The organism is Streptomyces sp. MMG1533, assembly GCF_001279775.1.
In the GTDB taxonomy this organism is placed as follows: Bacteria; Actinomycetota; Actinomycetes; order Streptomycetales; family Streptomycetaceae; genus Streptomyces.
Window position 1 is genome coordinate 255,535 of record NZ_LGDG01000213.1, and the last position, 24,761, is coordinate 280,295.

24 protein-coding genes and 1 pseudogene are annotated in these 24,761 nt (G+C 71.6%); 13 read left to right on the plus strand and 12 right to left on the minus strand.

Going from position 1 to position 24,761, the window contains the following annotated elements; all coding sequences use genetic code 11:
• Positions 1-84: 84 nt before the first annotated feature.
• From ADK57_RS47705 to xylB, 3 genes and pseudogenes are all read right to left on the minus strand, one after another.
• Positions 85-270: pseudogene (locus ADK57_RS47705) on the minus strand (N-acetylmuramoyl-L-alanine amidase); the annotation flags it as partial.
• A gap of 6 nt (positions 271-276) precedes the next feature.
• Complete coding sequence (locus tag ADK57_RS22005; RefSeq protein ID WP_053751211.1) at positions 277-1,485, minus strand: ROK family transcriptional regulator; 1,209 nt, start codon at positions 1,483-1,485, stop codon at positions 277-279.
• A gap of 98 nt (positions 1,486-1,583) precedes the next feature.
• Entirely contained in the window at positions 1,584-3,029 is a 1,446-nt protein-coding gene (gene xylB / locus ADK57_RS22010; protein WP_053751212.1) for a xylulokinase, read from the minus strand.
• Between the two features lie 117 nt (positions 3,030-3,146).
• On the opposite strand from xylB, the gene xylA reads away from it, so the two are divergent.
• Together xylA and ADK57_RS51340 are read left to right on the plus strand one after the other, a co-directional pair.
• On the plus strand, positions 3,147-4,313 hold the full coding sequence (gene xylA, locus ADK57_RS22015; RefSeq protein WP_053751213.1) for a xylose isomerase: 1,167 nt from the start codon (positions 3,147-3,149) through the stop codon (positions 4,311-4,313).
• Between the two features lie 342 nt (positions 4,314-4,655).
• The gene (locus ADK57_RS51340; protein ID WP_234390356.1) at positions 4,656-4,991 is read left to right on the plus strand and encodes a hypothetical protein; all 336 of its coding nucleotides are present in this window, start codon (positions 4,656-4,658) and stop codon (positions 4,989-4,991) included.
• 36 nt (positions 4,992-5,027) lie between these two features.
• On the opposite strand, the gene ADK57_RS22025 is transcribed toward ADK57_RS51340, so the two are convergent.
• The 3 genes from ADK57_RS22025 to ADK57_RS22035 all read right to left on the minus strand — a co-directional run bounded on the left by ADK57_RS22025 (position 5,028) and on the right by ADK57_RS22035 (position 10,657).
• Entirely contained in the window at positions 5,028-6,368 is a 1,341-nt protein-coding gene (locus tag ADK57_RS22025) for an esterase-like activity of phytase family protein (protein ID WP_053751214.1), read from the minus strand.
• A 162-nt stretch (positions 6,369-6,530) separates the two neighbouring features.
• Positions 6,531-7,799: an SWF or SNF family helicase gene (locus ADK57_RS22030; RefSeq protein WP_053751215.1), complete on the minus strand. Its 1,269-nt coding sequence runs from the start codon at positions 7,797-7,799 to the stop codon at positions 6,531-6,533.
• Positions 7,796-10,657 (minus strand): DEAD/DEAH box helicase, encoded by a 2,862-nt coding sequence (locus tag ADK57_RS22035; protein WP_053751216.1) that lies wholly within the window; start codon positions 10,655-10,657, stop codon positions 7,796-7,798. The genes ADK57_RS22030 and ADK57_RS22035 overlap by 4 nt, the downstream gene beginning before the upstream one ends.
• 243 nt (positions 10,658-10,900) lie before the next feature.
• On the opposite strand from ADK57_RS22035, the gene ADK57_RS22040 reads away from it, so the two are divergent.
• Complete coding sequence (locus ADK57_RS22040) at positions 10,901-11,953, plus strand: fatty acid desaturase family protein (RefSeq protein WP_053751217.1); 1,053 nt, start codon at positions 10,901-10,903, stop codon at positions 11,951-11,953.
• Positions 11,954-12,069: 116 nt separating this feature from the next.
• On the plus strand, positions 12,070-12,252 hold the full coding sequence (locus ADK57_RS22045; protein ID WP_053751218.1) for a hypothetical protein: 183 nt from the start codon (positions 12,070-12,072) through the stop codon (positions 12,250-12,252).
• Between the two features lie 146 nt (positions 12,253-12,398).
• Here the strand turns inward: ADK57_RS22045 and ADK57_RS22050 are convergent, their stop codons facing one another.
• Together ADK57_RS22050 and ADK57_RS22055 are read right to left on the minus strand one after the other, a co-directional pair.
• Complete coding sequence (locus tag ADK57_RS22050; protein WP_053751219.1) at positions 12,399-13,268, minus strand: hypothetical protein; 870 nt, start codon at positions 13,266-13,268, stop codon at positions 12,399-12,401.
• 133 nt (positions 13,269-13,401) lie between these two features.
• On the minus strand, positions 13,402-13,698 hold the full coding sequence (locus ADK57_RS22055) for a hypothetical protein (protein WP_053751220.1): 297 nt from the start codon (positions 13,696-13,698) through the stop codon (positions 13,402-13,404).
• Between the two features lie 99 nt (positions 13,699-13,797).
• On the opposite strand from ADK57_RS22055, the gene ADK57_RS22060 reads away from it, so the two are divergent.
• Positions 13,798-14,703, plus strand: a complete 906-nt coding sequence (locus tag ADK57_RS22060; RefSeq protein WP_053751221.1) for an oxygenase MpaB family protein — start codon at positions 13,798-13,800, stop codon at positions 14,701-14,703.
• Here the strand turns inward: ADK57_RS22060 and ADK57_RS22065 are convergent.
• Positions 14,680-15,213, minus strand: a complete 534-nt coding sequence (locus ADK57_RS22065; RefSeq protein WP_053751222.1) for a PadR family transcriptional regulator — start codon at positions 15,211-15,213, stop codon at positions 14,680-14,682. The genes ADK57_RS22060 and ADK57_RS22065 overlap by 24 nt on opposite strands.
• A 108-nt stretch (positions 15,214-15,321) precedes the next feature.
• Here ADK57_RS22065 and ADK57_RS22070 point away from each other — a divergent pair, with 108 nt between their 5' ends.
• Positions 15,322-16,077: an alpha/beta fold hydrolase gene (locus ADK57_RS22070; RefSeq protein ID WP_053751223.1), complete on the plus strand. Its 756-nt coding sequence runs from the start codon at positions 15,322-15,324 to the stop codon at positions 16,075-16,077.
• Between the two features lie 6 nt (positions 16,078-16,083).
• Here the strand turns inward: ADK57_RS22070 and ADK57_RS22075 are convergent, their stop codons facing one another.
• A complete protein-coding gene (locus tag ADK57_RS22075; protein ID WP_053751272.1) occupies positions 16,084-16,683 on the minus strand; it encodes a class I SAM-dependent methyltransferase in 600 nt (199 codons plus the stop codon).
• Positions 16,684-16,836: 153 nt separating this feature from the next.
• Between ADK57_RS22075 and ADK57_RS22080 the strand changes: the two genes are divergently transcribed.
• The 5 genes from ADK57_RS22080 to ADK57_RS22100 all read left to right on the plus strand — a co-directional run bounded on the left by ADK57_RS22080 (position 16,837) and on the right by ADK57_RS22100 (position 21,865).
• Positions 16,837-17,610 carry an MHYT domain-containing protein gene (locus tag ADK57_RS22080; RefSeq protein WP_053751224.1) on the plus strand — a complete coding sequence of 258 codons (774 nt, stop codon included), beginning with the start codon at positions 16,837-16,839 and terminating at the stop codon, positions 17,608-17,610.
• 61 nt (positions 17,611-17,671) lie between these two features.
• On the plus strand, positions 17,672-20,203 hold the full coding sequence (locus ADK57_RS22085) for a nitrate- and nitrite sensing domain-containing protein (RefSeq protein WP_053751225.1): 2,532 nt from the start codon (positions 17,672-17,674) through the stop codon (positions 20,201-20,203).
• The gene (locus ADK57_RS22090; RefSeq protein WP_053751226.1) at positions 20,200-20,637 is read left to right on the plus strand and encodes a roadblock/LC7 domain-containing protein; all 438 of its coding nucleotides are present in this window, start codon (positions 20,200-20,202) and stop codon (positions 20,635-20,637) included. The genes ADK57_RS22085 and ADK57_RS22090 overlap by 4 nt, the downstream gene beginning before the upstream one ends.
• A 22-nt stretch (positions 20,638-20,659) precedes the next feature.
• Positions 20,660-21,073, plus strand: coding sequence for a DUF742 domain-containing protein (locus ADK57_RS22095; RefSeq protein WP_053751227.1), 414 nt, complete (start codon positions 20,660-20,662; stop codon positions 21,071-21,073).
• A 186-nt stretch (positions 21,074-21,259) separates the two neighbouring features.
• The gene (locus tag ADK57_RS22100) at positions 21,260-21,865 is read left to right on the plus strand and encodes a GTP-binding protein (RefSeq protein ID WP_053751228.1); all 606 of its coding nucleotides are present in this window, start codon (positions 21,260-21,262) and stop codon (positions 21,863-21,865) included.
• 28 nt (positions 21,866-21,893) lie between these two features.
• Here the strand turns inward: ADK57_RS22100 and ADK57_RS22105 are convergent, their stop codons facing one another.
• A complete protein-coding gene (locus tag ADK57_RS22105; protein ID WP_053751229.1) occupies positions 21,894-22,322 on the minus strand; it encodes a PPOX class F420-dependent oxidoreductase in 429 nt (142 codons plus the stop codon).
• Between the two features lie 94 nt (positions 22,323-22,416).
• On the opposite strand from ADK57_RS22105, the gene ADK57_RS22110 reads away from it, so the two are divergent.
• Positions 22,417-22,830, plus strand: coding sequence for a roadblock/LC7 domain-containing protein (locus ADK57_RS22110; RefSeq protein ID WP_053751230.1), 414 nt, complete (start codon positions 22,417-22,419; stop codon positions 22,828-22,830).
• 127 nt (positions 22,831-22,957) lie between these two features.
• Positions 22,958-23,875: a DUF6397 family protein gene (locus tag ADK57_RS22115; protein WP_053751231.1), complete on the plus strand. Its 918-nt coding sequence runs from the start codon at positions 22,958-22,960 to the stop codon at positions 23,873-23,875.
• Positions 23,876-23,880: 5 nt separating this feature from the next.
• Here ADK57_RS22115 and ADK57_RS22120 read toward each other — a convergent pair whose 3' ends face one another.
• Positions 23,881-24,747, minus strand: a complete 867-nt coding sequence (locus ADK57_RS22120; protein WP_053751232.1) for an acyl-CoA thioesterase — start codon at positions 24,745-24,747, stop codon at positions 23,881-23,883.
• Positions 24,748-24,761 lie beyond the last annotated feature (14 nt).

Genomic DNA, 24,761 nt, shown 5'->3' on the forward strand with positions numbered 1-24,761 from the left:
TGGGGGACATGGTCACTCCGACTGCGCGCCCGGACAACCGTTTCGACCGCGCTCACTCGGACGGTGCGGTTCTCACCGTTTTGATCAGGCGAAGTTGACCAGCCTTGTACAGCGCGTCCAGTCCCAGTTCGGACCCGGACCGGTGTGGTCGGTACCCGGCACCTCGCAGTCCCCGATGATGCGCGCGCGGTCCTTCGGGATGTCGTACTTCGTGCAGACCGCCGCCGTGAGGCGCGCCGACTGCTCGTACCGGGCGTCAGTGAAGTCGGCCCGGAATCAGGCCCGTTCGGCCACCGATGCCGGGTCGTCGAGGACCGCCCGCACCACCGAGTGCGCGGCGCCCAGCAACGGCCCCTCGGAACCCAGCCGGGACACGGACACCGGACACGCCGGTCCAGCCGTGCGCCGGGCCAGCTCCTCCCGCAGGGACGGCAGCAGCCACGGCGCGAGCCCGGCCAGCGCACCGCCGAGCACGACCGCCTCCGGGTCCAGCAGGTTGACCGCCCCGGTCAGTGCGATGCCGAGCGCCTCTCCCGCCTCGCGCAGCGCACGCCGTACGTCCTCGTCGCCGTCCGCGGCACGTCCCGCGAGCAGACCGACGCGATCCTCACCCGGCTCCAGACCCGCCGCCCGCAGCACCGCCTCCTCGCCGGCGTACTGCTCCAGACACCCGCGTCCGCCGCACGCACAGTCCGGCCCGTCCGGCCGAACCGGCACATGCCCGAGCTCGCCCGCGAAACCACGCGTTCCGTGCAGCAGCCGCCCGTCCACCACGACCGCCGCGCCGATGCCGATCTCCGCCGACACGTGCAGAAAGTCGCGGGGGGTGCCGTCGCCGAGCCAGAGCTCGGCCAGCGCGCCGAAGTTGGCCTCGTTGCCCACGACCGGCGGGATGCCGGACGGCAGAAGGGCGCCGAGGTCCGTGTCGTGCCAGTCGAGGTTCGGGGCGCGTACGACGGTACGGGCGTCGCGCGCCACCAGCCCGGGCACGGCCACGGCGAGTCCGGCGGGCCACAGGCCCTCACTCTCCGCCTCGCCGACCACCCGACGCACCAGCCCGACCAGCTCCTCGATCACGGGTCCGGGGGCGCGACCGCGGTTCGCGCCGTACCGTACGGCCCTGGACCGCACCTCCCCGCGCAGGTCGACCGCGCAGACCGCGAGGTGATCGACGCCTATCTCGGCGCCGATCCCGGCGGGACCGTGCCCGCTGACGGCGAGCGCCGATCCGGGCCGGCCCACCCTGCCGGGCCGCTCGGGACCCAGCTCCTCCAGCAGTGCCGAACGTATGAGCTCGTCGACGAGGGTCGACACCGCGGCACGGGTCAGACCGATGCGTGAGGCGACGGCGGCACGGGAGAGCGGCCCCTCGGCGCTGACGGTGTGCATCACCCGGGCGAGGTTGCGGCGGCGCATGCCCTGTTGGGTGTCGGGCAGGGCACGGCCGGGACCGGCAGGGTGCGCCTCGTGCAGCGGTGCGGTCATGCCTCCGTCCGTCCTTCGTCGGTGTCGGGCGACGGTCACTCGCCGGTCGGGCTGCCGAGCTGCCATGAGAAGGGCGCCCGCCGGTCACGAAGGCGCCGTCAGCGGTCTCCCGTCCCCCGCTCCAGCAGCGGCGCCGCGTCGGAGAGTACCCCGGCGATCCTGGCCAGCGCCGCCTCGTCCCGTTCCACGGCGTCGAGAACCGGACCGGCGGCGGTGTTCCAGCGCCGGGCGACCGCGGCCGGGTCCTCGCCGGTCAGCAGGCCGGCGGCCTGAGCCGCGGCGCCGAGCGCGACCAGTTCCCTGGCCTCGGGCACCTGGACGGGGCGCCCCGACAGCCGTCGTACGGTCTCCTGCCAGGCCCTGCCCCGGGCGCCGCCGCCGATCAGCAGCAGCGGGGTCGAGCGGTCCGCGTCCTCGTCGAGGACCAGGTCGAGCGCGCCGAGCAACGAGTGCACGGCGCCGTCGTACGCGGCCTGCAGGAGCTGGCCGCCGGTCGTGTCGTGGCGCAGCCCGTGCAGTAGGCCCGAGGCGTTCGGCAGCGCGGGGGTGCGCTCGCCGTCCAGGTAGGGGAGGAGGGTGACGCCGGTGGTGGGTTCGACGGCCTCGCGGTCCAGTCCCAGCAGGGTCGCGACACGGTCCACGGCGAGCGTGCAGTTCAGGGTGCAGGCCAGCGGCAGCCAGTCGCCGTGGGCGTCGGCGAAGCCCGCCACGGTGCCGGTCGGGTCCGCGGGGCGGCGCTGCGACACTGCGTAGACCGTGCCCGAGGTGCCGAGGCTCATCACCGGCGTGCCGGGGCGCAGACCCAGGCCCAGTGCGGCGGCCGCGTTGTCGCCGGTGCCGGGGGCGACCAGAGTGCCCTTGGAGAACGGCAGGCCGTGGCCGTCGCGCACGGTGCCGGCCACCTCCCCGGGCCGCACCACCCGGGGCAGCAGGGCCGGGTCGAGCCCCACGTGGGCGAGGATCTCCGGGTCGTAGGTCTCCGTCCCCGAGGCCCACCAGCCGGTCCCGGAGGCGTCGCCGCGGTCGGTCGTGCCCTGCCCCGTGAGTCGTTCGGTGAGGTAGTCGTGGGGGAGGCGTACGGCCTTGGTCGCCCGGACCGCCTCCGGCTCGTGCTCGGCCAGCCACGCCCATTTCGTGACGGTGAAGGAGGCTGCGGGTACGGAGCCGGTGCGTTCGGCCCAGAACTTCGCGCCGCCCAGCTCCTCGGTCAGCCGCCGGGCCTGCGGCGCCGAGCGCACGTCGTTCCACAGCAGGGCAGGGCGTACGGGTTCGCCCTGCGCGTCCAGCGTGACGAGCCCGTGCTGCTGCCCGCCGATCGACACCGCGGCGGCCTCGCGTGCCGCGTCCCCGCACTGGCGCAGCGCCTCGCACAGCGCGTCCCACCACTGACGCGGGTCGCTCTCCCGCCCGGCCCCGGAGGTCACCGTGTGCGGGGCCTGGCCGCTCGCGACGACCTGCCCGGTCGCCGCGTCGACGACCAGCGCCTTCGTGGACTGCGTGGACGTGTCCACGCCGACGACGAGCGGACCCTCGGCTGCTGACATCGGGCTCTCCCTAGATTTTTCCGCGGCTCTTCGGGGTCTGTCTTCCCAGAGATGCGTTGGCATACTAATTTGTAAACGGCCATGACGAAATAGTCTCAGCACGCAAGGAGCCGCGGCATGAACTACCAGCCCACCCCCGAGGACAGGTTCACCTTCGGCCTGTGGACCGTCGGCTGGCAGGGAAGGGACCCGTTCGGCGACGCCACGCGGCGTGCCCTCGACCCGGTCGAGACGGTGCAGCGCCTGGCCGAGCTCGGCGCCCACGGCGTGACCTTCCACGACGACGACCTGATCCCCTTCGGGTCCTCGGACACCGAGCGGGAGGCGCACATCAAGCGCTTCCGGGAGGCCCTCGACGCGACCGGCATGAAGGTGCCGATGGCCACCACCAACCTCTTCACGCACCCCGTCTTCAAGGACGGCGCGTTCACCGCCAACGACCGCGACGTGCGCCGGTACGCCCTGCGCAAGACGATCCGCAACATCGACCTCGCGGCCGAACTCGGCGCGAAGACCTACGTCGCCTGGGGCGGACGCGAGGGTGCCGAGTCCGGCGCGGCCAAGGACGTACGAGTCGCTCTGGACCGCATGAAGGAGGCCTTCGACCTCCTCGGCGAGTACGTGACCGACCAGGGTTACGACCTGCGCTTCGCCATCGAGCCCAAGCCGAACGAGCCGCGCGGCGACATCCTGCTGCCGACGGTCGGCCACGCGCTGGCGTTCATCGAGCGCCTGGAGCGTCCCGAGCTGTACGGCGTCAACCCGGAGGTGGGCCACGAGCAGATGGCCGGCCTGAACTTCCCGCACGGCATCGCGCAGGCCCTGTGGGCGGGCAAGCTCTACCACATCGACCTCAACGGCCAGTCCGGCATCAAGTACGACCAGGACCTGCGCTTCGGCGGCGGCGACCTGCGCGCCGCCTTCTGGCTGGTCGACCTCCTGGAGAGCGCCGGTTACGACGGCCCCCTGCACTTCGACTTCAAGCCGCCGCGGACCGAGGACCTCGACGGCGTGTGGGCGTCGGCCGCGGGCTGCATGCGCAACTACCTCATCCTCAAGGAGCGGGCGGCCGCCTTCCGCGCCGACCCGGAGGTCCAGGAGGCCCTGCGCGCCTCGCGTCTGGACGAGCTGGCACAGCCCACCGCGGCCGACGGCCTGAAGTCCCTCCTCGCCGACCGCGCCGCCTTCGAGGAGTTCGACGTGGAGTCGGCCGCCGCGCGCGGTATGGGCTTCGAGCGGCTCGACCAGCTGGCGATGGACCACCTGCTGGGCGCACGCGGCTGAACGCACGCGCGCGTGCCTTCGGCCGCTGAGCGACCTCGGCCTTCGAGCGACCTCAGTTCCTGAGCGACCCCCGCGCGGAATGTTCCGGAATCATGCGGTCCAAGGCATGAGGCCGTATCAACTTCCGTGCGGGGGTCGCGCCATGACCTCTTCGAGGCGACTCTGGAGGGTATGGCCATGCCGCCCGTACCGCCTCAGCCGCCCGGGCCGCCGGGTGACACGCCGCCTCCGGGCGACGGTTTCGGACCGCCTCCCGAGGGCTTCGGCCACAATGGGGCTACTTCGTACGGTGGTTCGTCGTCGTACGGCGACTCGTCACCCGGGTTCTCGTCGACTCAGCCGATGCCCCCGACCGGAGAACCGGGCGGGCCGTCCGGTGGCCCCGGAAGGCGCAGGAATCCGCTGTTCGTCCTGCTGGCCGTGCTCGTGCTGGCGGCCGTGGCCGTCGCCGCGGTCGTCCTCATGGCGTCGGGGAACGACGACTCACCGGACGAGAAGTCGCCCTCCGGGAGCAGCGCGAGCACGAGCCGTTCTCCCTCGCCGTCCTTCAGCCTCCCGACCGAGCTGCCCAGCACTCTGCCCACCGAGTTGCCGTCGCAGTTCCCCACCGAGTTGCCGAGCGACTTCCCGAGCGACCTCGAATCGCTGATCCCCTCACTCGGCGACGTACTTCCGTAGCCGTTGTGCGGCGGCCGCAACTCACCTCGTCCGACGTCAGATGCGGTGCGGCAGCCGCACGTACGTCACCGTCGTCTCCACCCCGCTGTCGACCAGCCGCCCCTGCGCGTCGAACGCGCCCGCGCCGTCCGTCATCCCGAAGTCGTTGTCGTTGACGAGAGCGAGCGTGTCGTGGTCCACGCGCGCGACGCCCTCGATCTTCCCGGGTACCCCGGCGACCGTTCCCAGGTCGACGACCAGTCGCTTGGTGAGTACCGGAACCCCCGACGCCGCCGGGTCGTCGAGCTGCTCCAGCGACGGGGACGTCGTGTCGTCGTCCCAGCCGTCGCCCAGGATGTTCGCGTCGCGGCCCAGGCGCACGAGCTGGAGCCGTGCTGCCTTGTCGGTGCGCTCCTCGACCAGCAGCCGGTCCCCGCCCACGGCCACCACCGAGGAAATCTTGAGCTCGGAGGTGTCGTCCTCGCTCGGATCCACCACGTCCACGGGGTCGAAGCGGTACGCGTATTCGGCGGTGACCGCCTCCTTCTTCGGCGAGAAACGCAACAGGCGGGTGGTGCGGGAAGCCTCTCCGGATTCCGTGTCCGGCAGGGACAGCGGGCTCTGCACGGCCAGCACCAGGTCACCACCGGGCAGTTGGGCGAGCCCTTCGAAACCACGGTTGATCTTGCGGTGCAGCAGTACGGACGGAAGCGCCTCCACCACCGGGTAGTCCGTCCCCGCGAGGTTCAGCCCCTTGGGCACGTACCGGGTAAGTACCCTCCCGCGCGCGGAGACATGGACGAGGGACGGCCCGTACTCGTCCACGAGCCAGAAACCTCCGTCCCCGGCCCGCACGATGCCCTCGGTGTCCAGTCCGTTCGGGTTGTACGGCAGGCGCGTCTGTGCGTCATAGGAGTACGGCGCCTCGTCGCGCCCCTCCCGGTTGGACAGGCCCGTGACCGGCTTGCCGGAGGAAGTGGTGATCGGGATCGCGTCCAGCACCTTCACGGAGTCGCCGGACACGCGGATCTTCACGATCGCCGGATTGAAGCCCGGCACCGGGAAGGTGCGGCGCTTGGCGCCCTCGACCTTGATCTGCCCGTTGGGACCCCGGTCGGTGACCGTCCAGAACTCGCCCCTGCGGCCCGCCGGGTAGATGTCGCTGCCGATGCCGCCGAGGTCCACGCCCCGGTCGTCGCCCACCGACCCGGGCAGCAGTGCGTTGCTGAACGCGCCGAGCGGGATGTCACCGAGCGTCGCCGTACGCACGACCCGTGCCTCCCCGGGCGGGGCACCCGCTGCCGGGGAGGCCACCGCGAGAGCGGCCAGCACGGCGAGGGGCACGCCCGCTGCGACGGAACGGTGGACGCGGCGCCGGCCGGTGGCGTGCGGGGACATCGGGCCTCCTGAGGGGCAAGTTCACTGACAGCGGCCAGATTTGGGCCCCACGCGCAACGCTGTGCCACCGCCAGGTAAACGCGGGACGTCGGCCGCTCGTCGGGCCGACGCCGCGCCCCGAGGAGCCCTGGGCGACTCGCCCCGGACTCCTCGGGGGCCTCTTCAGGAGGGCTCCTCCTCGTGGGCAGCCTCCGCCGAAGCCAGCGCGGTCGCGGGATCCTGGGCCGCTCCGCCGGCGGCCACCCAGCGACCGCCCTCCTTCCGATACGGCCACCAACGGCCGTCCCGGCCCAGACGCACCTGGGCGGCCGAGCCGACGACCGTCCACCGGTTCGCCGCCGCCCGCAACACCGGCCGTTCGTCCTCCTCCCAGGCCGAGTCCAGGGCGCCACGCGCGCGTGCCAGCGTTTCGCCCTCCACGGTCCACTCCTCCTCGCACACCGACAGCGCGGCGGCGCCCCCATGCCGCCAGGCACGGACGGCCAGGGCCAGCTGCTCCCTGCCGCGCCCGGATCCCTCGGCGAGCCGGTCCATCACGGCCCTCGCGGGACCGCCTGCGGCCAGGCGGACGGCATCCTGAGCCACCGTCAACTCCGCTTCGGCCATGTGCGGTTCCGGACCGGCGCGAAGAGCCTCGGCGAGCAGGCGCTGGGACTCCACAGCCGTCCGGGCGGCCAGGAACTCCAGGGCCGCCGGCTCGATGCCGGGCGCGGGCGGGGCCTCGGTGTCCAGGGCCGGCGGCATGCCGGGCTCCTCGGGGAGCTCGGGCAGAGCGGGCAGCGGCGGCAGGACGTCTCCGGCCGCGAACGCTTCCGCGGGATCCACGCCCAGCGGTTGGGACCCCTCCGCGGCGGGCGCGGCGCTGCGCTCCTGGAGGGCACCCAACAGGGCGTGTTCGGCCCGTCCCCGCATCAGCAGCAGCACGAAGGGGTCCTGGTCCAGCAGCCGCGCCACCTGGTGACACAGGGCCGCGGTGTGTCCGCAGTGGTCCCAGGCGTCACAGTCGCACTCCGGCTCCAGCTCGCCCATGCCGGGCAGCAGTTCGATGCCGGCCGCTGCCGCGTCCTCGACCAGGTGCGGCGGCATGTCGCGGTCCAGCAGCGCCGCCACATGCCCGGCACGCTCGACGGCCATGTCGAGGAAGCGGTCCCACTGCTCGCCGGTCAGCTCTGCCAGCAGTACGTCCGCGCGGTGGGCGGTGCGGTCGCGGTCCTGGACGACCGCGGTGATGCGTCCCGGGCGCACCGACACCGCGCCCACGGCACCCGCGCGTGCGAGACTGCGCCCCGTTTTCACCTGCGCCGAGTCCAGTGCCGTGTCCTCCAGGGCCTTCAGCCAGGCCCGGCCCCACCACGTCTGCGCGAAGCCCCTCCCGCGCGCGGGAGGCAGCGCGGCGAACGTGCGCTCCGTGTCACCGTCGTACTCCTTCATCGCGTGCCCCCTCGCAGTTCGACCAGGTCGGCCAGCTCCGCATCCGTCAGCTCGGTGAGCGCAGCCTCGCCCGTGCCGAGCACCGCGTCGGCCAACTCCTTCTTGCGGGTGAGCATGTCGGCGATGCGGTCCTCGATGGTTCCCTCGGTGATCAGCCGGTGCACCTGCACCGGCCGGGTCTGACCGATGCGGTAGGCGCGGTCGGTGGCCTGTGCCTCGACCGCCGGGTTCCACCAGCGGTCGTAGTGCACGACATGCTCGGCCCTGGTGAGATTCAGCCCTGTGCCCGCAGCCTTCAAGGACAGCAGGAAGACAGGGACTTCACCCTCCTGGAAGCGCCGCACCATGGCCTCCCGTTCATGGACGGGCGTCCCACCGTGCAGGAACTGGCAGGGTGTGCCCCGGGCCGCCAGGTGCTGCTCGACGATCCGGCCCATCTGCACGTACTGCGTGAAGACGAGGACACTCGCCTCTTCGGAGAGGATGGTGTCGAGGAGTTCGTCCAGCAGCTCCAGCTTCCCGGAGCGACCGACGATCGTCGGTCGCTCCTCCTTGAGGAACTGCGCCGGGTGGTTGCAGATCTGCTTCAGGCCCGTCAGCAGTTTCACGATGAGCCCGCGCCGCGCCATGTCGTCGGCGCGGGAGATCTCCGCGAGGGTCTCGCGCACCACTGCCTCGTACAGGCCCGCCTGTTCCTGGGTGAGGGACACTGCACGGTCGGTCTCGGTCTTCGGCGGCAGTTCCGGGGCGATCCCCGGATCCGACTTGCGGCGACGCAGCAGGAACGGGCGTACGAGCCGGGCGAGCCGGTCCGCGGCGGCCGGGTCCTGACGGCCCTCGACGGGCTGGGCGTACCGCGTGCGGAAGGTGCCGAGCCGACCCAGCAGGCCCGGGGTCGTCCAGTCGAGGATCGCCCACAGCTCCGACAGGTTGTTCTCCACCGGTGTGCCGGTGAGCGCCACGCGTGCGCGTGCGCCGATCGAACGCAGCTCCCGGGCGGTCGCGGAGTACGGGTTCTTCACATGCTGGGCCTCGTCCGCCACGACCATGCCCCAGGGCACCTGGCCCAGTCGGCGCGCGTCCAGACGCATCGTGCCGTACGTCGTGAGGACGAACTCCCCGTCGGCCAGGTCGTCCAGGCTGCGGCGCGAGCCGTGGAAGCGGCGTACGGGGGTGCCGGGCGCGAACTTCTCGATCTCGCGCTGCCAGTTGCCCATCAGGGACGTCGGGCACACCACGAGCGTGGGGCCGGCGGAGTCGGCGTCGGTCTGCCGGTGCAGATGCAACGCGATCAGGGTGATGGTCTTGCCGAGCCCCATGTCGTCGGCCAGACAGCAGCCCAGGCCCAAGGAGGTCGTCCGGGCCAGCCAGGTCAGGCCCCGCCGCTGATAGTCCCGCAGTGTGGCGGTGAGAGCCGCGGGCTGTGCGACCGGCTCCTGCGCCTCGGGGTCCGCGAGGCGGTCCCGCAGCGTCCCCAGCCAGCCAGTGGGATGGACGTCGACCCGGCGGCCGTCGACCTCCGTGGAGCCCGTCAGAGCGGCACTCAGCGCGTCGACGGGTGTCACCTTGCGGTCCTGCTGGGTGCGGGCGCGGCGCACCTCCTCGGGGTCGACCAGGACCCACTGGTCGCGCAGCCGCACGACGGGGCGGTTGGCCTCGGCGAGCCGGTGCAGTTCATCGCCCGTGAGCTGCTGGTCGCCGAGCGCGAACCGCCAGTTGAAGGCGAGCAGCGCGTCGGCGGACAGGAACGACGGTGTGTCCGCGGAGATCTTGACGGGCTCCGTCGCCTCGTCCGGCGGACCGACCACGGCGCGGGCGGTCAACTTGCGGGCCAGTTCCTTCGGCCAGTGCACCTCGACTCCGGCGCCCAGGAGGCTGCGGGCGCCCTCTCGGAGGAGCTCGGTGACCTCCTCGTCGGCGAGTTCGACGGCGTCCGGCACGGATGCCGAGAGCAGTGGCGCGAGCGGCTGCCACGCCCTGGCAGCGCGGCGGAGTGCGAGCAGGGCGTCCATCCGCGCGCGCGGGCCGAACGCGCCGCCCGCCGTTCCGGTCCCCGTCCACACCTCGACGGCGTCCGCGACGAGCGTCGGATCGCTCACGCTGTGCACCTGCAACACGGCCCGGAACGGCAACACCGTGTCGTCCTTCGCCTCGGTCAGCCCGGGTACCTCGATCCGCAGCGAGAGCCGCACGCCCGCGTCGTGGCCCGCGGCGACGTCGGCGGCCCACTCGCGCTGCTCCGGCAGGTGCTGCGGTTCCTGCGCCGCATAAGCGGGTCCGCCGGTCACCAGCGGTGCGGCGGGGGAGCGGGGCAGCGTGTCGGCGACCGCGTCCAGGAAGGCGCGCAGCAGCCGCTCCGGGTCGGGCAGGCGCAGGGGCCCGGCGCCGTCCAAGGGCACCGCATGCGCCTCGGGTGGCATCGCCACGGCGAGCCGACGGATGCGCTCCAGGTCCGCCGCCCCCAGGGGACCCGTGCGCCAGGCGTCGTGGTCGAGCGGAGAGAGGCCGGGCAGCAGCAGGCCGCGAGCCGCGAGGTGAAGCGCCAGCACGGCTGCCGCACCCCAGAACGCGGGCGCGCGGTGTGCGTGTTCGGAGACACGCGCGCGTGTGAGCACCGGCAGCGCGACGCGCACCGGCAGCCGGACGGCAGGAACGGTCACCCGCTCGACACCGTCGTCACCGGGCAGGACGACGGCCAGGTCCTCGACGGCCGCCGCCTCGACGCCAGGCAGGACATCGCCGTCGGGCCGCCAGAAGGCGACGCTGCCGGTGCGTGCCGGGTCGCCGGGCACGAACACGGCGCAACAGTCGGCCAGTTCGGAGATCTCTGACGATGGTGTCGCGGAAATCCTCTGCACAGAGATGCGTATTCCTCAAATTTGACTACTGGGTCGGATCGCCGAGGGTACAGCACGCCGGGGCTCACCCGGCGCGTCAGGAAAGTGGCACGGGTCACTTCTCGGCAGGGGTGTCACCAACCCCCCTGCCCGTGCGGTGCTGACCCCAGGCCGTACACGGGGGGTTGCCTCATGGTCGCAGCAGGTCACGAATCCGTACGTTTGCTCAGGTCAGCCCGTTCCTGAGAGAACCGGAGTCCAGCCATGCCCCAAGCTGCCGCCATCGAAGCCAACCCTCGGGAGACGTCCGGCTCCACCTCGGGCGGAAGCGAGTTCACGCCCCTCCTGCGCACTGTCAGGAGCCAGGACCTCCTGGAACGCCGCTACGGCTGGTACGTCCGGAGCATCGCCGTCAACCTGCTCGCCCTCGCCTCCGTACTCACAGGTGTCGTCCTGACCGGTGACTCCTGGTGGGCGCTGCTCCTCGCGCCGCTCCTCGCCGTGTTCTCGGCGCGTACGGCCTTCATAGGCCACGACGCCGGTCACGCACAGATCACCGGCAACAAGACCGTCGCCCGGCTCATCGGCCTCGTCCACGGCAACCTGCTGCTCGGGATGAGCTACTCCTGGTGGAATCACAAACACAACCGCCACCACGCCAACCCCAACCACATCGACAAGGATCCCGACGTCGCCGCAGACGTCCTCGTCTTCACCGGCGAGCAGGCGGCGGGCCGGACAGGCTTCATGCGCCGGCTCACCCGCAACCAGGCATGGCTGTTCTTCCCGCTCACCCTCCTCGAAGGCGTAGCCCTCAAGGTTCAGGGCTTCCGGGACCTGCGCCGGCAGGCGGCCGGGGAGCGGTCCGTGGAGGGCGTGCTGCTGGTGAGCCATGTCGTGGGCTACGCGACGCTGCTCCTCACCGCCATGTCCCCCGGCAAGGCACTCGCGTTCGCCGCCCTCCACCAGGCCCTCTTCGGCCTGCACCTGGGGTTGTCCTTCGCGCCCAACCACAAGGGCATGGAGATGCCGGACCCGAGCGGCGAACCGTGGGGCCACCTGCGCCGACAGGTGCTCACCTCACGCAACGTCCGGGGCGGCGCGCTGACGGACTGGTTCCTCGGCGGTCTCAATTACCAGATCGAGCACCACTTGTTCCCCAGCGCGCCCCGCCCTCATCTGAGGCTCGTCCGGCCCCTGGTGCGCGCCCACTGTCGAGAATTGGGTATCCCTTACACGGAGACCGGGCTCGTCGACTCCTACCGACAGGCCCTACGCCACATGCATGAGGTGGGAGAGTCCCTGAGGACGGAGTAGGGGCGGGCGTCGGGGATGTCTCAGGGGCGTCTCAGGGTCGCGGTTCGGAACCGTGGGAGGCGCGGACCCGTTTTCCTGGACAGAGAGCGGCACTGGCCGCGGAGGAGGCGACGCACATGTCGAAGAACGCGAAGATCGCCGCAGGAGGGGTGGCGGTCGGGCTCATCCTGTTGATCTGGCTGCCCTGGTGGGCCGCGCTCCTGATCGTCCTGGGAGTCCCTGCGGCCGCGTATCTCACGCTGGACCCCTCACAGCGGCGCAGGCTGCGCCGTGCCACGCGAAAGGAGCTCGGCCGCTGACGCATCGCCGCGTCGGGCCGGCCGGTGCACAGGAGTCCACCGTGGAGCCGCTCGCGGGCCTGCCGACGGCATGGTCCGCGAGCGGACGGACGGACGTCCCCTGTCGCCCAGGAGGCCGGCGCCGACGCGTCGCCGCCCGGCCGGGCTCAGATGGGGCGTACGGCCATCTTGTCGAGTGCCTCCAGGAGGCCCGGCAGCTCCGGTCCCCGGCCCACCGGCAGGACCTCGCCGGGCTCGTCGTCGAGCAGTACGAACGCGATGTCGTCGGTCCTTGCCACGAGCGACCAGCCTGGACCGTCGGCGCGCAGGGTCCGCGCGTCCCCGGGAGCGAAGGACGACCGGACGCGGCCGAGGGGCGGAGGTGCGTCCACGTACGCGCGGGCCTCCGCGAGGACGCGCCGGATGCCGCCGTGTCCTTTGCGTCCGTTCTTCTCGGTGTCCTCCGCGCCGCCGGTGGCTTCGGACGAAGCGTCGTCCGCCGGAGTCCCGGAAGGCCCGCCGTTCGGGCTCGGGAAGTCCGCGTCGTCGATCTGGTCGCGCCAGGTCGCCCACTGGAGCGCGATCTCGTCGGCGCCCAGGCGCCGCTGGGCCGGCCCCCAGACGGTGGTGTCCGGCGGTGCCAGCGGGGGACGGTCCGCGACCTCGGGGTCGGGATCGTGCGGCGCGGGCACGCCGGGAGCCGCGACCGCGACCGCGAGAGGCCAGCCGGGAAGGCCGGCCACGACCGTGCGTTCGTCGGGTGACAGATCGTACTCCATGCCGCAGTCCCAGGACGCGATGGCGACGGCGACCAGCGACACGTCGTCGATGACGACCGTCCACCGGGCACCCTCGCCGTCCTGGCCGAGCACCAGGCCGTATCCGTCGGCCAGCGGCGCGAGACCGAGTGCCGCGCAGGCCTCCGGATAGTCGTCGCCCAGCACGCTCGGGAACTGCGCCGGCGTCAGCAGCACCGCCGTCAGCACATAGAGCGCGTCGTCCTCGGCGGCGACGGCGCCTTCGTCCGTCCCGGCCATCCCAGCCTCCCCATCGGTTCGTCCAACGGCGCGCACCCTAGTGCGCCCGGAAGGCGCTTGTCACGACTCCCCGGCGCACCGGAGCTGCAGTTTTCCGACCGGATGGGGCGAATCGACCGCCCGGCGCCCTGCGTCAGGCCGCCGGAAGCCCCAGAAGTGCCCTAGCCACCGTCCCCGGAGACTCGTCGCGCTCCCGGGCGAGCGCGATGACTGCCCGGCAGGCCAGCTCGTTCACCCCGAAGGACAGTGCCTCCGGCGACACCCAGCCGGCGGCCTCGTCGATGCCCTCCTGGTCGTCCTCCGCGCAGGCCGACACGTATGCGGCGGCGGCCTCGAACAGGTTGTGCGAGCGTGAATCCCGATGGGTCTCCGTCTCGGAGCGCAACGCATTGACGATTCCGGCACAGGACTTGCGGACCCTGCCCAACATGTTGACCACCTTCCCCCTGTGTGGTTGCCATGGCTGATCGTTCATCTTCCGCTACTCAACGTAGAGTTGGAGCTTCGGCGGCAGAAGGGGGACGGCGGGGTGAAGCGCTTCGAGCGGCTCGCACAGATCCGGACGATGGACCCGGAGCAGGACGCCACGGAGATCTACCGGCTCACCGCGGCGTACGAGTTCCCCTGGGACTTCACCCGCGCTCTGGAGCTGGCCCTGTACCGCACGTACGCCGTGCCGAGCATTGGGCGACTGCTCGCGGAGACGGCGGAGCTCACGGACCGGACGCAGAAGCGGTACGACGACACCTCGCTGCTCCTTGACGCGGTCGTCGAGCACGGTTTCGCCAGTGAGGAGGGCCGTACGGCGATCCGCCGCATCAACCAGATGCACCGCAGCTACGACATCGGCAACGACGAGATGCGGTACGTGCTCTGCACGTTCGTCGTGATGCCCAAGCGCTGGATCGACGCCTATGGATGGCGCCGGCTGTCGCGTCACGAGACAGTCGCCTCCACCGTCCACCACCGCACCCTGGGGCAGCACATGGGCATCAAGGACGTGCCCGAGACCTACGAGGAGTTCGAGGCGTGCCTGGACGCCTATGAAGAGGCCCATTTCGCCTGGGACGCGCAGGCGCGGCAGGTCTCGGACGCCACACTCGGCCTGATGGCCTCCTGGTACCCGCGCCCCCTGGCGCCCCTCCTGCGCACCACGACGCTCGCCCTGCTCGACGACCCGCTCCTGAGCGCCTTCCGCTACTCGCCCCCCAGCGCCGCCACCCGCGCGGTCGTCCGGCGCGCGGTCCGGTTGCGCGGACAAGCCGTCCGGCTGCTGCCGCCCCGGCGTGCACCGCACTACGCGCGCCAGAACTGGGAGATCAAGGGCTACCCGAACGGCTACCGGCTGGAGGACCTGGGCACCCGTCCGGTCCCTGGAGTGCGGGGCTGCCCGGTACGGCACACCGGCCCGTCAGCGGTCGCCCCCGGCGAGTGAGCCGAGCGTGTCGCGCAGCCAGGTGAGTTCGGCGCGGGACGTGGCACGGGCGATGGTCAGCAGGCCACGCCGGAAGGGATCGTCCAACTCCTCGGCGCGCAGCGGGCGGTCGCCCTCGTAGAAGAAGCTCGCGGGTTCCTCCAGAAAGGCGAGCCTGCGTCGCAGTACGGCTGCCTGTGCGCCGGCGTCGTCCAGGTGCCGGAGGAAGGCGAGCACCGTGAACCAGCGGTTCTCGTCGGTGATGTCCCGCTGGACGGGCTCGGCGAGCCGACGACGCAGTTCCCGCCTGCCCTCGTCGGTGAGCGTCAGCACGTGGCGCGGGGCGGCCACGGAGCCGGGTTCCGTGGCGCGGACCAGTAGGCCCGCCTTCTCCAGCCGCTTGATCGCGGGATACAGCGTGCTCTCGGCGACGGGGCGTACGTGCCCCGTCAGCGCGGTGATGCGTTTGCGCAGTTCGTAGCCGTGCAGTGGGGCGGCGTAGAGAAATCCGAGGATGGCGAGCTCCAGCATGCGCTCATTCTTCCGCACTTGAGTGGTACATCCAATGCGCTGTACCCCCTCTTCGCTATACATCGGTATCGAGGTATTCTCCTGTGGGTGTCATGAGAAGGAGGGGCCATGAAGCAGGCCGAGTTCGACGGCAAGGGAAGCTGCGTCCGGTGGACGGAGAGCCCGGGGGAGGGGCCCGCGCGCGTCTACGTGCACGGGCTGGGGTCGGTCTCGGCCGTGTACCACTCGCACATCGCGGCCCGGCCCGAACTCGCGGGACGGCGCAGCCTGTTCGTGGACCTGCCCGGGCACGGCATCAGTGACCGTCCCGACGACTTCGGATACACCCTGGAGGACCACGCCGACGCCCTCGCGGCGGCACTGGACGCGGCTGACGTGGCGGGCGCCGAACTCGTCGCGCACAGCATGGGCGGCGCGGTCGCTCTCGTGCTCGCCCGTCGGCGGCCCGACCTCGTGTCCCGGCTGGTCCTCACAGAGGCCAACCTCGACGCCTTTCCGCCGCCCGCGGCCGGAAGCAGTGGCATCGCCTTCTACGAGGAGGACGCGTTCGTCGACGGCGGGTACGCGCGCGTGCTGGAGAAGGTCGGCCCTCTGTGGGCGGCGACCATGCGACTGACGGACCCGCGCGCCCTGCACCGCAGTGCCGTCGGGCTGAGGCGCGGATCGGACCCGGTCATGCGCACCATCCTCGAAGGGCTTGCCGTCGACCGTGTGTACCTGCAGGGCGAGCTCAGCGGTGAGCTCGACGGGAGGAGAGGTCTCGAGGCCGCGGGCGTGCGCGTGGTGACCGTGCCGGGCGCCGGTCACAACGTGATGTTCGACAACCCCGAGGTGTTCGTGGCGGCGGTCGCCGGCCAGGGCTGACGGGCGTCAGCCCTCGCGGACGGCCAGTGCCAGGAACCGGTCGTCCTGGTCGACGTACGACGTCATGCGCCACCCGGAACCGGCCAGCAGCGGACGGAGGTTGGGCTCCGCGCGCAGATCGTCCGGGGTGATCTGCCGGCCCTGGCGTGCCGCGAGCGCAGCCCTGCCGATCGGGTGGAACAGGGCCAGCGTGCCGCCGGGGCGCACCACGCGCGCCAACTCCCGCAGGTTCTCGGCCGGATGGGGCAGGTGGGAGATGAGGCCCGCCCCGAACACCGCGTCCAACGACTGCGAACGCAGCGGCAGCGCGGTCACGTCGGTGAGCAGCAACCGCCCGTCCCGGTCCCGTCCGGCCCGTACGGCGGCCTGCAGCATGTCCGGGGTCAGATCGGCGCCGATGACCACCCCGGCGGGCCCCACGGCCGCACGCAGCGGCGTCAGGGCTCGCCCCGTGCCGCAACCCGCGTCCAGCACACGATCGCCCTCGCGCAGTGCGAGGTCCGCGACCGCGGCGGCATACGCGGGGCCGTCGTCGGGGAACCGGCTGTCCCAGTCGGCGGCGCGGGCGGCGAAGAACTCCTGGACGTGTGTGTGGTCGTCGCTCATGTTCCGCATGATCCCTCACCGGCAGGGGTGATGCTCGGGTGCACACGTTTCGAGCGTGCTGCGATCGCTCAGGTGCATCTCTGTGTCATATTCCGACACTTTTCGAAATGCGCCCTCTTTGTATGCCCCTGCCCGGACTAGCGTCCCGGAGCCATGGGACACCTGGACCACGCCGCCTTGGGGTGGCTGACCCCCGCGCTGTCGTACGTGATGGCCTGTATAGGCGCCGCACTTGGGCTGCGCTGCACCGTCCGCGCGCTCGGCGCCACCGGACGCTCCCGCCGTAACTGGCTCCTCACCGCGGCCTCGGCGATCGGCACCGGCATCTGGACCATGCACTTCGTGGCCATGCTCGGCTTCAGCGTCAGCGGCACCGACATCCGCTACGACGTGCCGCTCACGATCGCGAGCCTCCTGGTCGCCATGATCGTCGTCTGTGCCGGCGTCTTCGCCGTCGGCTACAGCCGTGACCGCACCCGCGCGCTCTTCCTCGGCGGACTCACCACCGGGCTCGGTGTCGCGAGCATGCACTATCTGGGCATGGCGGCGGTACGGCTCCACGGCGACGTCACCTACGACCCGGTGCTCGTCGCACTCTCCGTCCTGATCGCCGTCGTCGCGGCGACAGCGGCCCTGTGGGCCGCCCTCAACATCAAGTCACCCGTCGCCGTCACCATCGCCTCCCTGATCATGGGGGCGGCCGTGAGCAGCATGCACTACACCGGGATGTTCGCGGTGGGTGTGAGCGTCGCGCCCTCCGGGGCGGCCCTGCCCGGGGCCACGGCGATGCAGTTCATCTTTCCCCTCGCCGTCGGCCTCGGGTCCTATCTCTTCCTGACCTCGGCCTTCGTCGCGCTGTCGCCGACGACGGGGGAGCGCCAGGCATCAGCCTCGGCCCAGCGGCCGATCGAGAGCGCGGCCCACTAGCGGTGCCCCGGAGCCCGCACCGCCCACGGCACGCCCCGAACCATTCCTGAGCGAGGAGGCCATGCGTACACCGCGTAGGACCCCCACAGCCGGCGCCGAGACGCCGCCCCAGCCCACCGTGCGCGGTCGCCGCGCGCACGCCGGACCGCCGGCCGACGAAGGACCTGACGATCCCGTGGGCGCGATACCGGACGACGCACCCGCGCGCGCGGGACGCTGGGCGATGCGCCCGCGGACGGTCCGCGCCAAGATCGTCTGCCTGCTCATGGTGCCGGTCGTCTCCCTGCTCGCCCTGTGGGCGTACGCCACCGTCACCACCGCCCAGGACGTCGCCCGGCTGCGGCAGTTGCAGCGGGTGGACTCCGGGATCCGGACCCCCGTCGCCGCGGCCGTGGCCGCGCTCCAGACCGAGCGGGCGGCCGCCGTCCGCCATGCGACCGACCCGTCGGCCGGGCAGAGCGACGATCTCAAGAAGCTCGCGCAGCGCACGGACCGGGCCGTGGCCGAACTGCGGCTCGGGGACGCCAACACCAACGCCGACAGCGAGGAGTTGCCGGCCGGAGTGGCCCAGCGGCTCGAAGCGTTCGTCACCAGCGCCGAACAACTGCGTTCACTGCGCACAGCCGTACTCGACCGCCGCGCGGGCTGGGACGAGACCTACGGCCGGTACACGAAGACCATCGGGAGTGCCTTCGCGGTGGGCGGCGCCCTCACCGGCATCCAGGACGCCGAACTCGGCTCCGACGCGCGTGTGCTGCTCGAGTTCTCCCGCGCGGGCGAGGCGCTGGCCCAGGAGGACGTCGTCCTCGCCGGCGCGCGCCTCGTCGGCGGCCTCTCGGGCGAACGACTGCGGCTGTTCACCGGCGCCGTCGACACCCGCCGCGCCCTCACCGAGTCCGCGGTCGCCGACCTGCGCGGCTCCGAACGTGCCGCCTGGCACAACCTCGCCGACGGCAGCGCCTATGCCGCAGTGGGCGCCACCGAGGACAAGATCCTCGCCGTCGGGGCAGGCGCCCGTGCGATCGAGGCGGCACCGGAAGCCAGATGGACCGGTGCCTACGCGCGCGTGCAGGACGGCATGCGGACGATCGAGGAGGACGCGGGACGCGGCGTCGCCGACCGGGCCGACCCGTTCACCCGCGGTCTGCTCACCCCCGCAGGTGCCGCGGTGCTCCTCGGCCTCTTCGCCGTCGCCGCCTCGCTCGTCATCTCCGTACGCATCGGGCGCGGCCTCGTCGTCGAACTGGTGAGCCTGCGCAACGGCGCCCTGGAGATCGCCCGTCGCAAGCTCCCCGAAGCCATGCGGAAACTGCGCGCCGGCGAGGAGATCGACGTCCAGGCCGAGGCCCCGCCCGGACCGCCCGCGGAGGACGAGACCGGCCAGGTCGCCGAGGCCCTGGGAACCGTGCACCGCGCCGCGCTGCGGGCCGCAGTGGAGCGCGCCGAGCTGGCCAGCGGCATCTCCGGCGTCTTCGTCAACCTCGCCCGCCGCAGCCAGGTCCTCGTCCACCGGCAGCTGAGCCTCCTCGACAGCATGGAACGCCGATCCGACGACCCGAACGAGCTCAGCGACCTCTTCCGGCTCGACCACCTCACCACCCGCATGCGGCGCCACGCCGAGAGCCTGATTATCCTCTCCGGCGCCGCCCCCGGCCGCGCCTGGCGCATGCCGGTCTCCCTGACGAACGTGGTCCGCGCGGCAGTCTCCGAAGTCGAGGACTACGCACGCGTGGAGGTACGACAACTCCCCGACGCGTCCGTCGTCGGCGCGGCCGTCGCCGACCTCACCCACCTGCTGGCCGAGGTCATCGAGAACGCCGCCCAGTTCTCGCCGCCCCACACGCGCGTGCGCATCACCGGCGAGCCCGTCGGCAACGGCTATGCCGTCGAGGTCGAGGACCGAGGCCTGGGCATGGGCAAGGAGACCCTCGCCGAGGCCAATCGACGCATCGAGCAGTCCGAGACACTCGACCTGTTCGACAGCGACCGGCTCGGCCTCTTCGTGGTCAGCAGGCTCGCCGCGCGCCACGGCATCAAGGTGCATCTGCGTACCTCGCCCTACGGCGGCACCACCGCGGTCGTCCTGCTGCCCACGGCCCTGCTTCACGCCGGTGCGGCGGAACGTTCCCCCCGTCGGACGGAGGACGCGGAGCGGCCGGCGGAACACGAGTACGCGCGCGTGGCCGCCGCCGCAGAGCACCAGGAATCCGTCCCGGCACCTGCCGACCGCCCCGCGCTGGTGGCACCGGCACCGGCACCGGCCGCGGCACGGGCCACGACCGACACCCCACCCCCCGGAGTCACCACCTTGCGTCTGCACCGTCCCCCGGACGACGCCGCCGAGGACTCGGACGATCTCCCACGCCGGGTACGGCAGGCGAATCTCGCCCCCCAACTGCGAGAGCGGCGCTCCGAGGAACCGGCACAGGCCTCCGCCGCCCCGAGCGACGACCAACGCACCCCCGAACTCGTACGGGACCGCATGGCGGCGTACCGCGACGGCTGGGCCCGCGGCGGCGGCAGGCAGCCCGGCCGCGGTGCCGCCCCGGATTCCCCGGCGGGCCGCAACAGCAGCGAAGGAGACCCACAATGATCCAGGACCCGAGCATGAGAGCCGCCCAGCGGTCCGGCGAACTCGACTGGCTGTTGGACGACTTGGTGGTGCGCGTGAGCGCGGTCCGGCACGCCGTGGTGCTGTCCAACGACGGCCTCGCCGTGGGCGCCTCGACCGACCTCCGCCGTGAGGACGCAGAACACCTCGCCGCCGTGGCCTCCGGCTTCCACAGCCTTGCCAAGGGCGCGGGCCGGCATTTCGGTGCCGGAGGCGTGCGCCAGACCATGGTGGAGATGGACGACGGCTTCCTGTTCGTGGCCGCCGCGGGCGACGGCTCCTGTCTCGCCGTCCTCACCTCCGTGACCGCCGACATAGGACTCGTCGCCTACGAGATGGCGCGACTGGTCAAGCGCGTCGGCGAGCACCTGTACACGCCCACACGCGTCGGCGCGCGGCCCCCCGCCGCCGGATGAGGCGAGAAGGCGATCCAGGCACATGACCGAGGACATGACGGGCGCTCCACGGGAGCAGGGCAGCCAGTGGTACGACGGAGAGGCGGGGCCGCTCGTCCGGCCGTACGCCATGACGGGCGGGCGTACCAAACCCGGTCCCACCGGGGTGCGATTCGACCTGATCGCCCTCGTCACGCTGGACGCGGGCGGGCCCGGCATCGACGACGACACCTCGCTCGGACCGGAGCACCGTGCCCTGATCGACCTGTGCCGTCCGGAGACACAGTCGGTCGCGGAACTCGCCGCGGGCGCCGACCTGCCCGTGGGCGTGGTCAGGGTGCTCCTGGGCGACCTGCTCGAACTCGGCTGCGTCACCGTCAGCCGTCCGGTGCCGCCCGCGCAGCTGCCCGACGAACGGATTCTGCGCGAGGTGATCGAGGGACTGCGAGCGCTGTAGATGAAAGTCGAGAACCATCCGGACTCGTACCGCGCCGACTTGTGCAGCCTTTCGGGCAACGAAGGAGCGCGAGTCGGTCACATAGGACGAACAGCGGTCCGAGCCCTCGGAAAGAAACCGCGGTTGTCACCATGCACACACCTATCGACGTCGACCGTTTGCCGGCCCTCCCGAGAGAAGTGATCGATGGTCTCCGATGACTCCGACGTCCAGGGCGGCGAGACGACCGCGCTGGCGTTGAAGATACTGGTCGCCGGCGGATTCGGCGTGGGCAAGACCACCCTGGTGGGCGCGGTCAGTGAGATCCGGCCGCTGCGTACCGAGGAACTGCTCAGTGAGGCCGGTCAGTTGGTGGACGACACCGACGGCGTGGACCAGAAGGTCACCACGACGGTCGCCATGGACTTCGGCCGCATCACCATTCGCTCCGGTCTGTCCCTCTACCTCTTCGGTACGCCGGGCCAGGACCGCTTCTGGTTCCTGTGGGACGAGTTGTCGCAGGGCGCCCTAGGCGCCGTGGTCCTCGCCGACACCCGCCGACTGGAGGACTGCTTCCCCGCGGTGGACTACTTCGAGCACCGGCACATCCCGTTCGTGGTGGCCGTCAACTGCTTCTCGGGCGCCCGGACCTACGGTGCCCAGGATGTCTCGCGCGCTCTCGATCTCGACCAGGGCACACCCGTGGTGCTCTGCGACGCCCGAGACCGCGACTCGGGAAAGGAGGTGCTGATCCGGCTGGTCGAGTACGCCGGGCGGATGCACACCGCCCGGCTGCTCGACTCGGTGAGTTGACCCCGGCGGTCGGCGCCGGCAGCCGTTCTCAGTGGGCGACGGCCTTCTGCGCCAGGACTTTGTCGATCGAGACACGGACGAGAAGTTCGCCCGGGACGCCGTTGCGGGCGCCGAACTCCTCCGCCCGCTCCTCGCCCATGTACCGTGCCCCGATGCGGCCGGCCCAGTGGCGGACCTGGTCGAGGTCCTCCGAGAGCCGGGCGTGACCCTGGATCACCACGAAGTCGAAGGGTGGCCGGTCGTCGTCCACGCACAGGGCGACCCGGCCGTCCCGTGCCAGGTTGCGGCCCTTCACGCTGGCCTTGCCGGTGTTGAACACGAGCTCGTCCCCGTCGAGCAGGAACCAGATCGGCGTCAGGTGCGGGCTCCCGTCGGCCCGCACGGTCGACAGCTTTCCGGTGCGGGTGCCGTACGAGACGAACTCCCGCCATTCCGCTTCGGTCATCTTCTGTGCCATGTCCCTATCCTCCTTGCCCGGAGGACAGTGGTGGGGAAGGGTGGCAGAGGGATCCTCCAGCGAGGAGGAGACGTCACACGGGGAGACGGGAAACATGGCGCAGAACCAGGGACTTGGCTGGCTACTGGACGACTTGACCCAGCGCGTCGAACACGTGCGGCACGCCTTGGTCCTGTCCAACGACGGGCTGGTGACCGGGGCGAGTACCGGACTTCGTCGTGAGGACGCGGAGCACCTGGCTGCCGTCTCGTCCGGACTGCACAGCCTGGCCAAGGGCTCGGGACGGCACTTCGGCGCGGGCCGGGTGCGCCAGACGATGGTCGAGTTCGACGACGCCGTGCTGTTCGTCACCGCGGCGGGCACCGGCAGCTGCCTGTGCGTGCTCAGCGGTGCGGAGGCCGACATCGGCCAGATCGCCTACGAGATGACACTGCTCGTCAACCGTGTCGGCGAGCACCTCGGTGTGGACGTCCGAGAGCCCGAGCGGAGCCCGGCAGCAGACCTCTGACCTGCATATTCACTATTCCCCGTGGGGTTATCCACAGGCTCGCCGCGATGTCGGCCGGACCGGCTACGGTTTTTGTCACGGCGAACGCACACAGCGTGAGCAACCGACTCCACGGGGGAGATCGATCGTGTCCGTCCACACCGTCGTCACACCGCACCGCCTTTCCTGCGCGCCGAGCCGCGCCGCACGGGAACTGGGGCTCAAGCGAGGCGAGTTCGATCTCGCCGTCCACCTCGGGCACATCCAGACCGTGCCCGACGAAGGGGTCGGGGGCCGTCGCGTCCCCCGCTCCGAGATCGACCGGCTGTGCGCGCACGAAGGCTTCCCGGAGTCCCTGCGGGCGCGGGTGAAGGCGGTGGGCACCACGGCCGGCGCGGCCGTCATGGAGGTGCCGCCTGGCAGGTTCACGCGCCTGGCACGTCTGGGGCTGGTGGTCCCGGTCACTTTCTATCTGAACCGCTACCGAGCCGTGGTCTGGCAGTATCTGGCCGAGGAGCTACGGCAGTTCGCGGCCGACGAGAAGAACACCCGGCTGCTGAAGGCGCGTATGCCCGAGGGACTGCGCGACCAGCTGGACGCCGGCCTGGATCTGCGCGCTCGCAACTGGCGCGGGCGCCACCTGGGATTCCTGCTCCGGCCGGCCGGTGACCCGTGGGAGCAGGCCGGGGCCGTGGCCGCCTTCCTCGACCCCGTCCAGATCGCGGAAATCATCCCCGACCCCTACGAACGCTCCCATCTGAACCGCTTCAGGCCGGGGCCACCCGCCCATGGCGCGCCGGGCTCGCCCGCCGCGCACCTCGCCGAGAGGATCATGACGGCGGACGACCCGGACGAGATCGGCTGGCTGAGGGCGGACCTGGTCCGATGCCTGGAGGAGGCGCGACAGCATCGGCCCGCGCCGCGTCCCGCGACAAAACCGACCCCCGCGACGACCCCGGCCCATCGGGCGGCGCACCACGACTCACCTGTGCCCGAGGAGCCGCAGCCGCCCCGAAAGCTCCTGGGCTGGCTGCGCCGCGGCGCACCCCGGCCTGCGAGGCTCTGAACGGACTACAAGGCTCTGAACAAGCCCTCCTGGACGACCGATACGAGCAGCTGCCCCTCCACGTCGTAGATCCGGCCGCGGGCCAGACCGCGTCCGCCCGTTGCGATCGGTGATTCCTGGTCGTACAGGAACCACTCGTCCGCCCGGAACGGCCGGTGGAACCACATGGCGTGGTCCAGCGACGCCATGTCGAACCCCCGCGGGCCCCACAGGGGTTCGACCGGGATGCGGACGGCGTCGAGGAGAGTCATGTCGCTGGCGTAGGTCAGTGCGCAGGTATGCACGAGCGGATCGTCGCCGAGCGGCCCGACGGCGCGCATCCACACCGCGCTGCGCGGCTCGGCGTCCTTGACCTCCTCAGTGGCCCAGCGCAGCCGGTCCACGTAACGGATGTCGAAGGGCTGACGGCGGGCCATGCGCTCCAACTGCTCGGGCAGCGCGCCCAGATGTTCCCGGACCTCGTCCGTCACCGTCGGCAGGGACTCCGGGTCCGGGACCTTGCGGGCCGGCGGCAGCTGGTGCTCGAAACTCCCTTGCTCAGGCTTGTGAAAGGAGGCGGTGAGATTGAAGATCGTGCGGCCCTGCTGCACGGCGGTGACCCGGCGGGTCGTGAACGACCGCCCGTCCCGCACCCGTTCCACCTGGTACACGATCGGCACACCCGGCCGGCCGGGACGCAGGAAGTACGCGTGCAGCGAGTGCACCGGGCGGTCGCCCTCGGTGGTGCGGCCGGCGGCGACCAGCGCCTGGCCGGCCACCTGCCCGCCGAAGACCCGTTGCAGGGATTCGTTCGGGCTGAGCCCGCGGAAGATGTTGACCTCGATCTGCTCCAGGTCGAGCAGGTCGACGAGCTTCTCGGCCGGGTTCGTCATGGGTGGGATTCTCC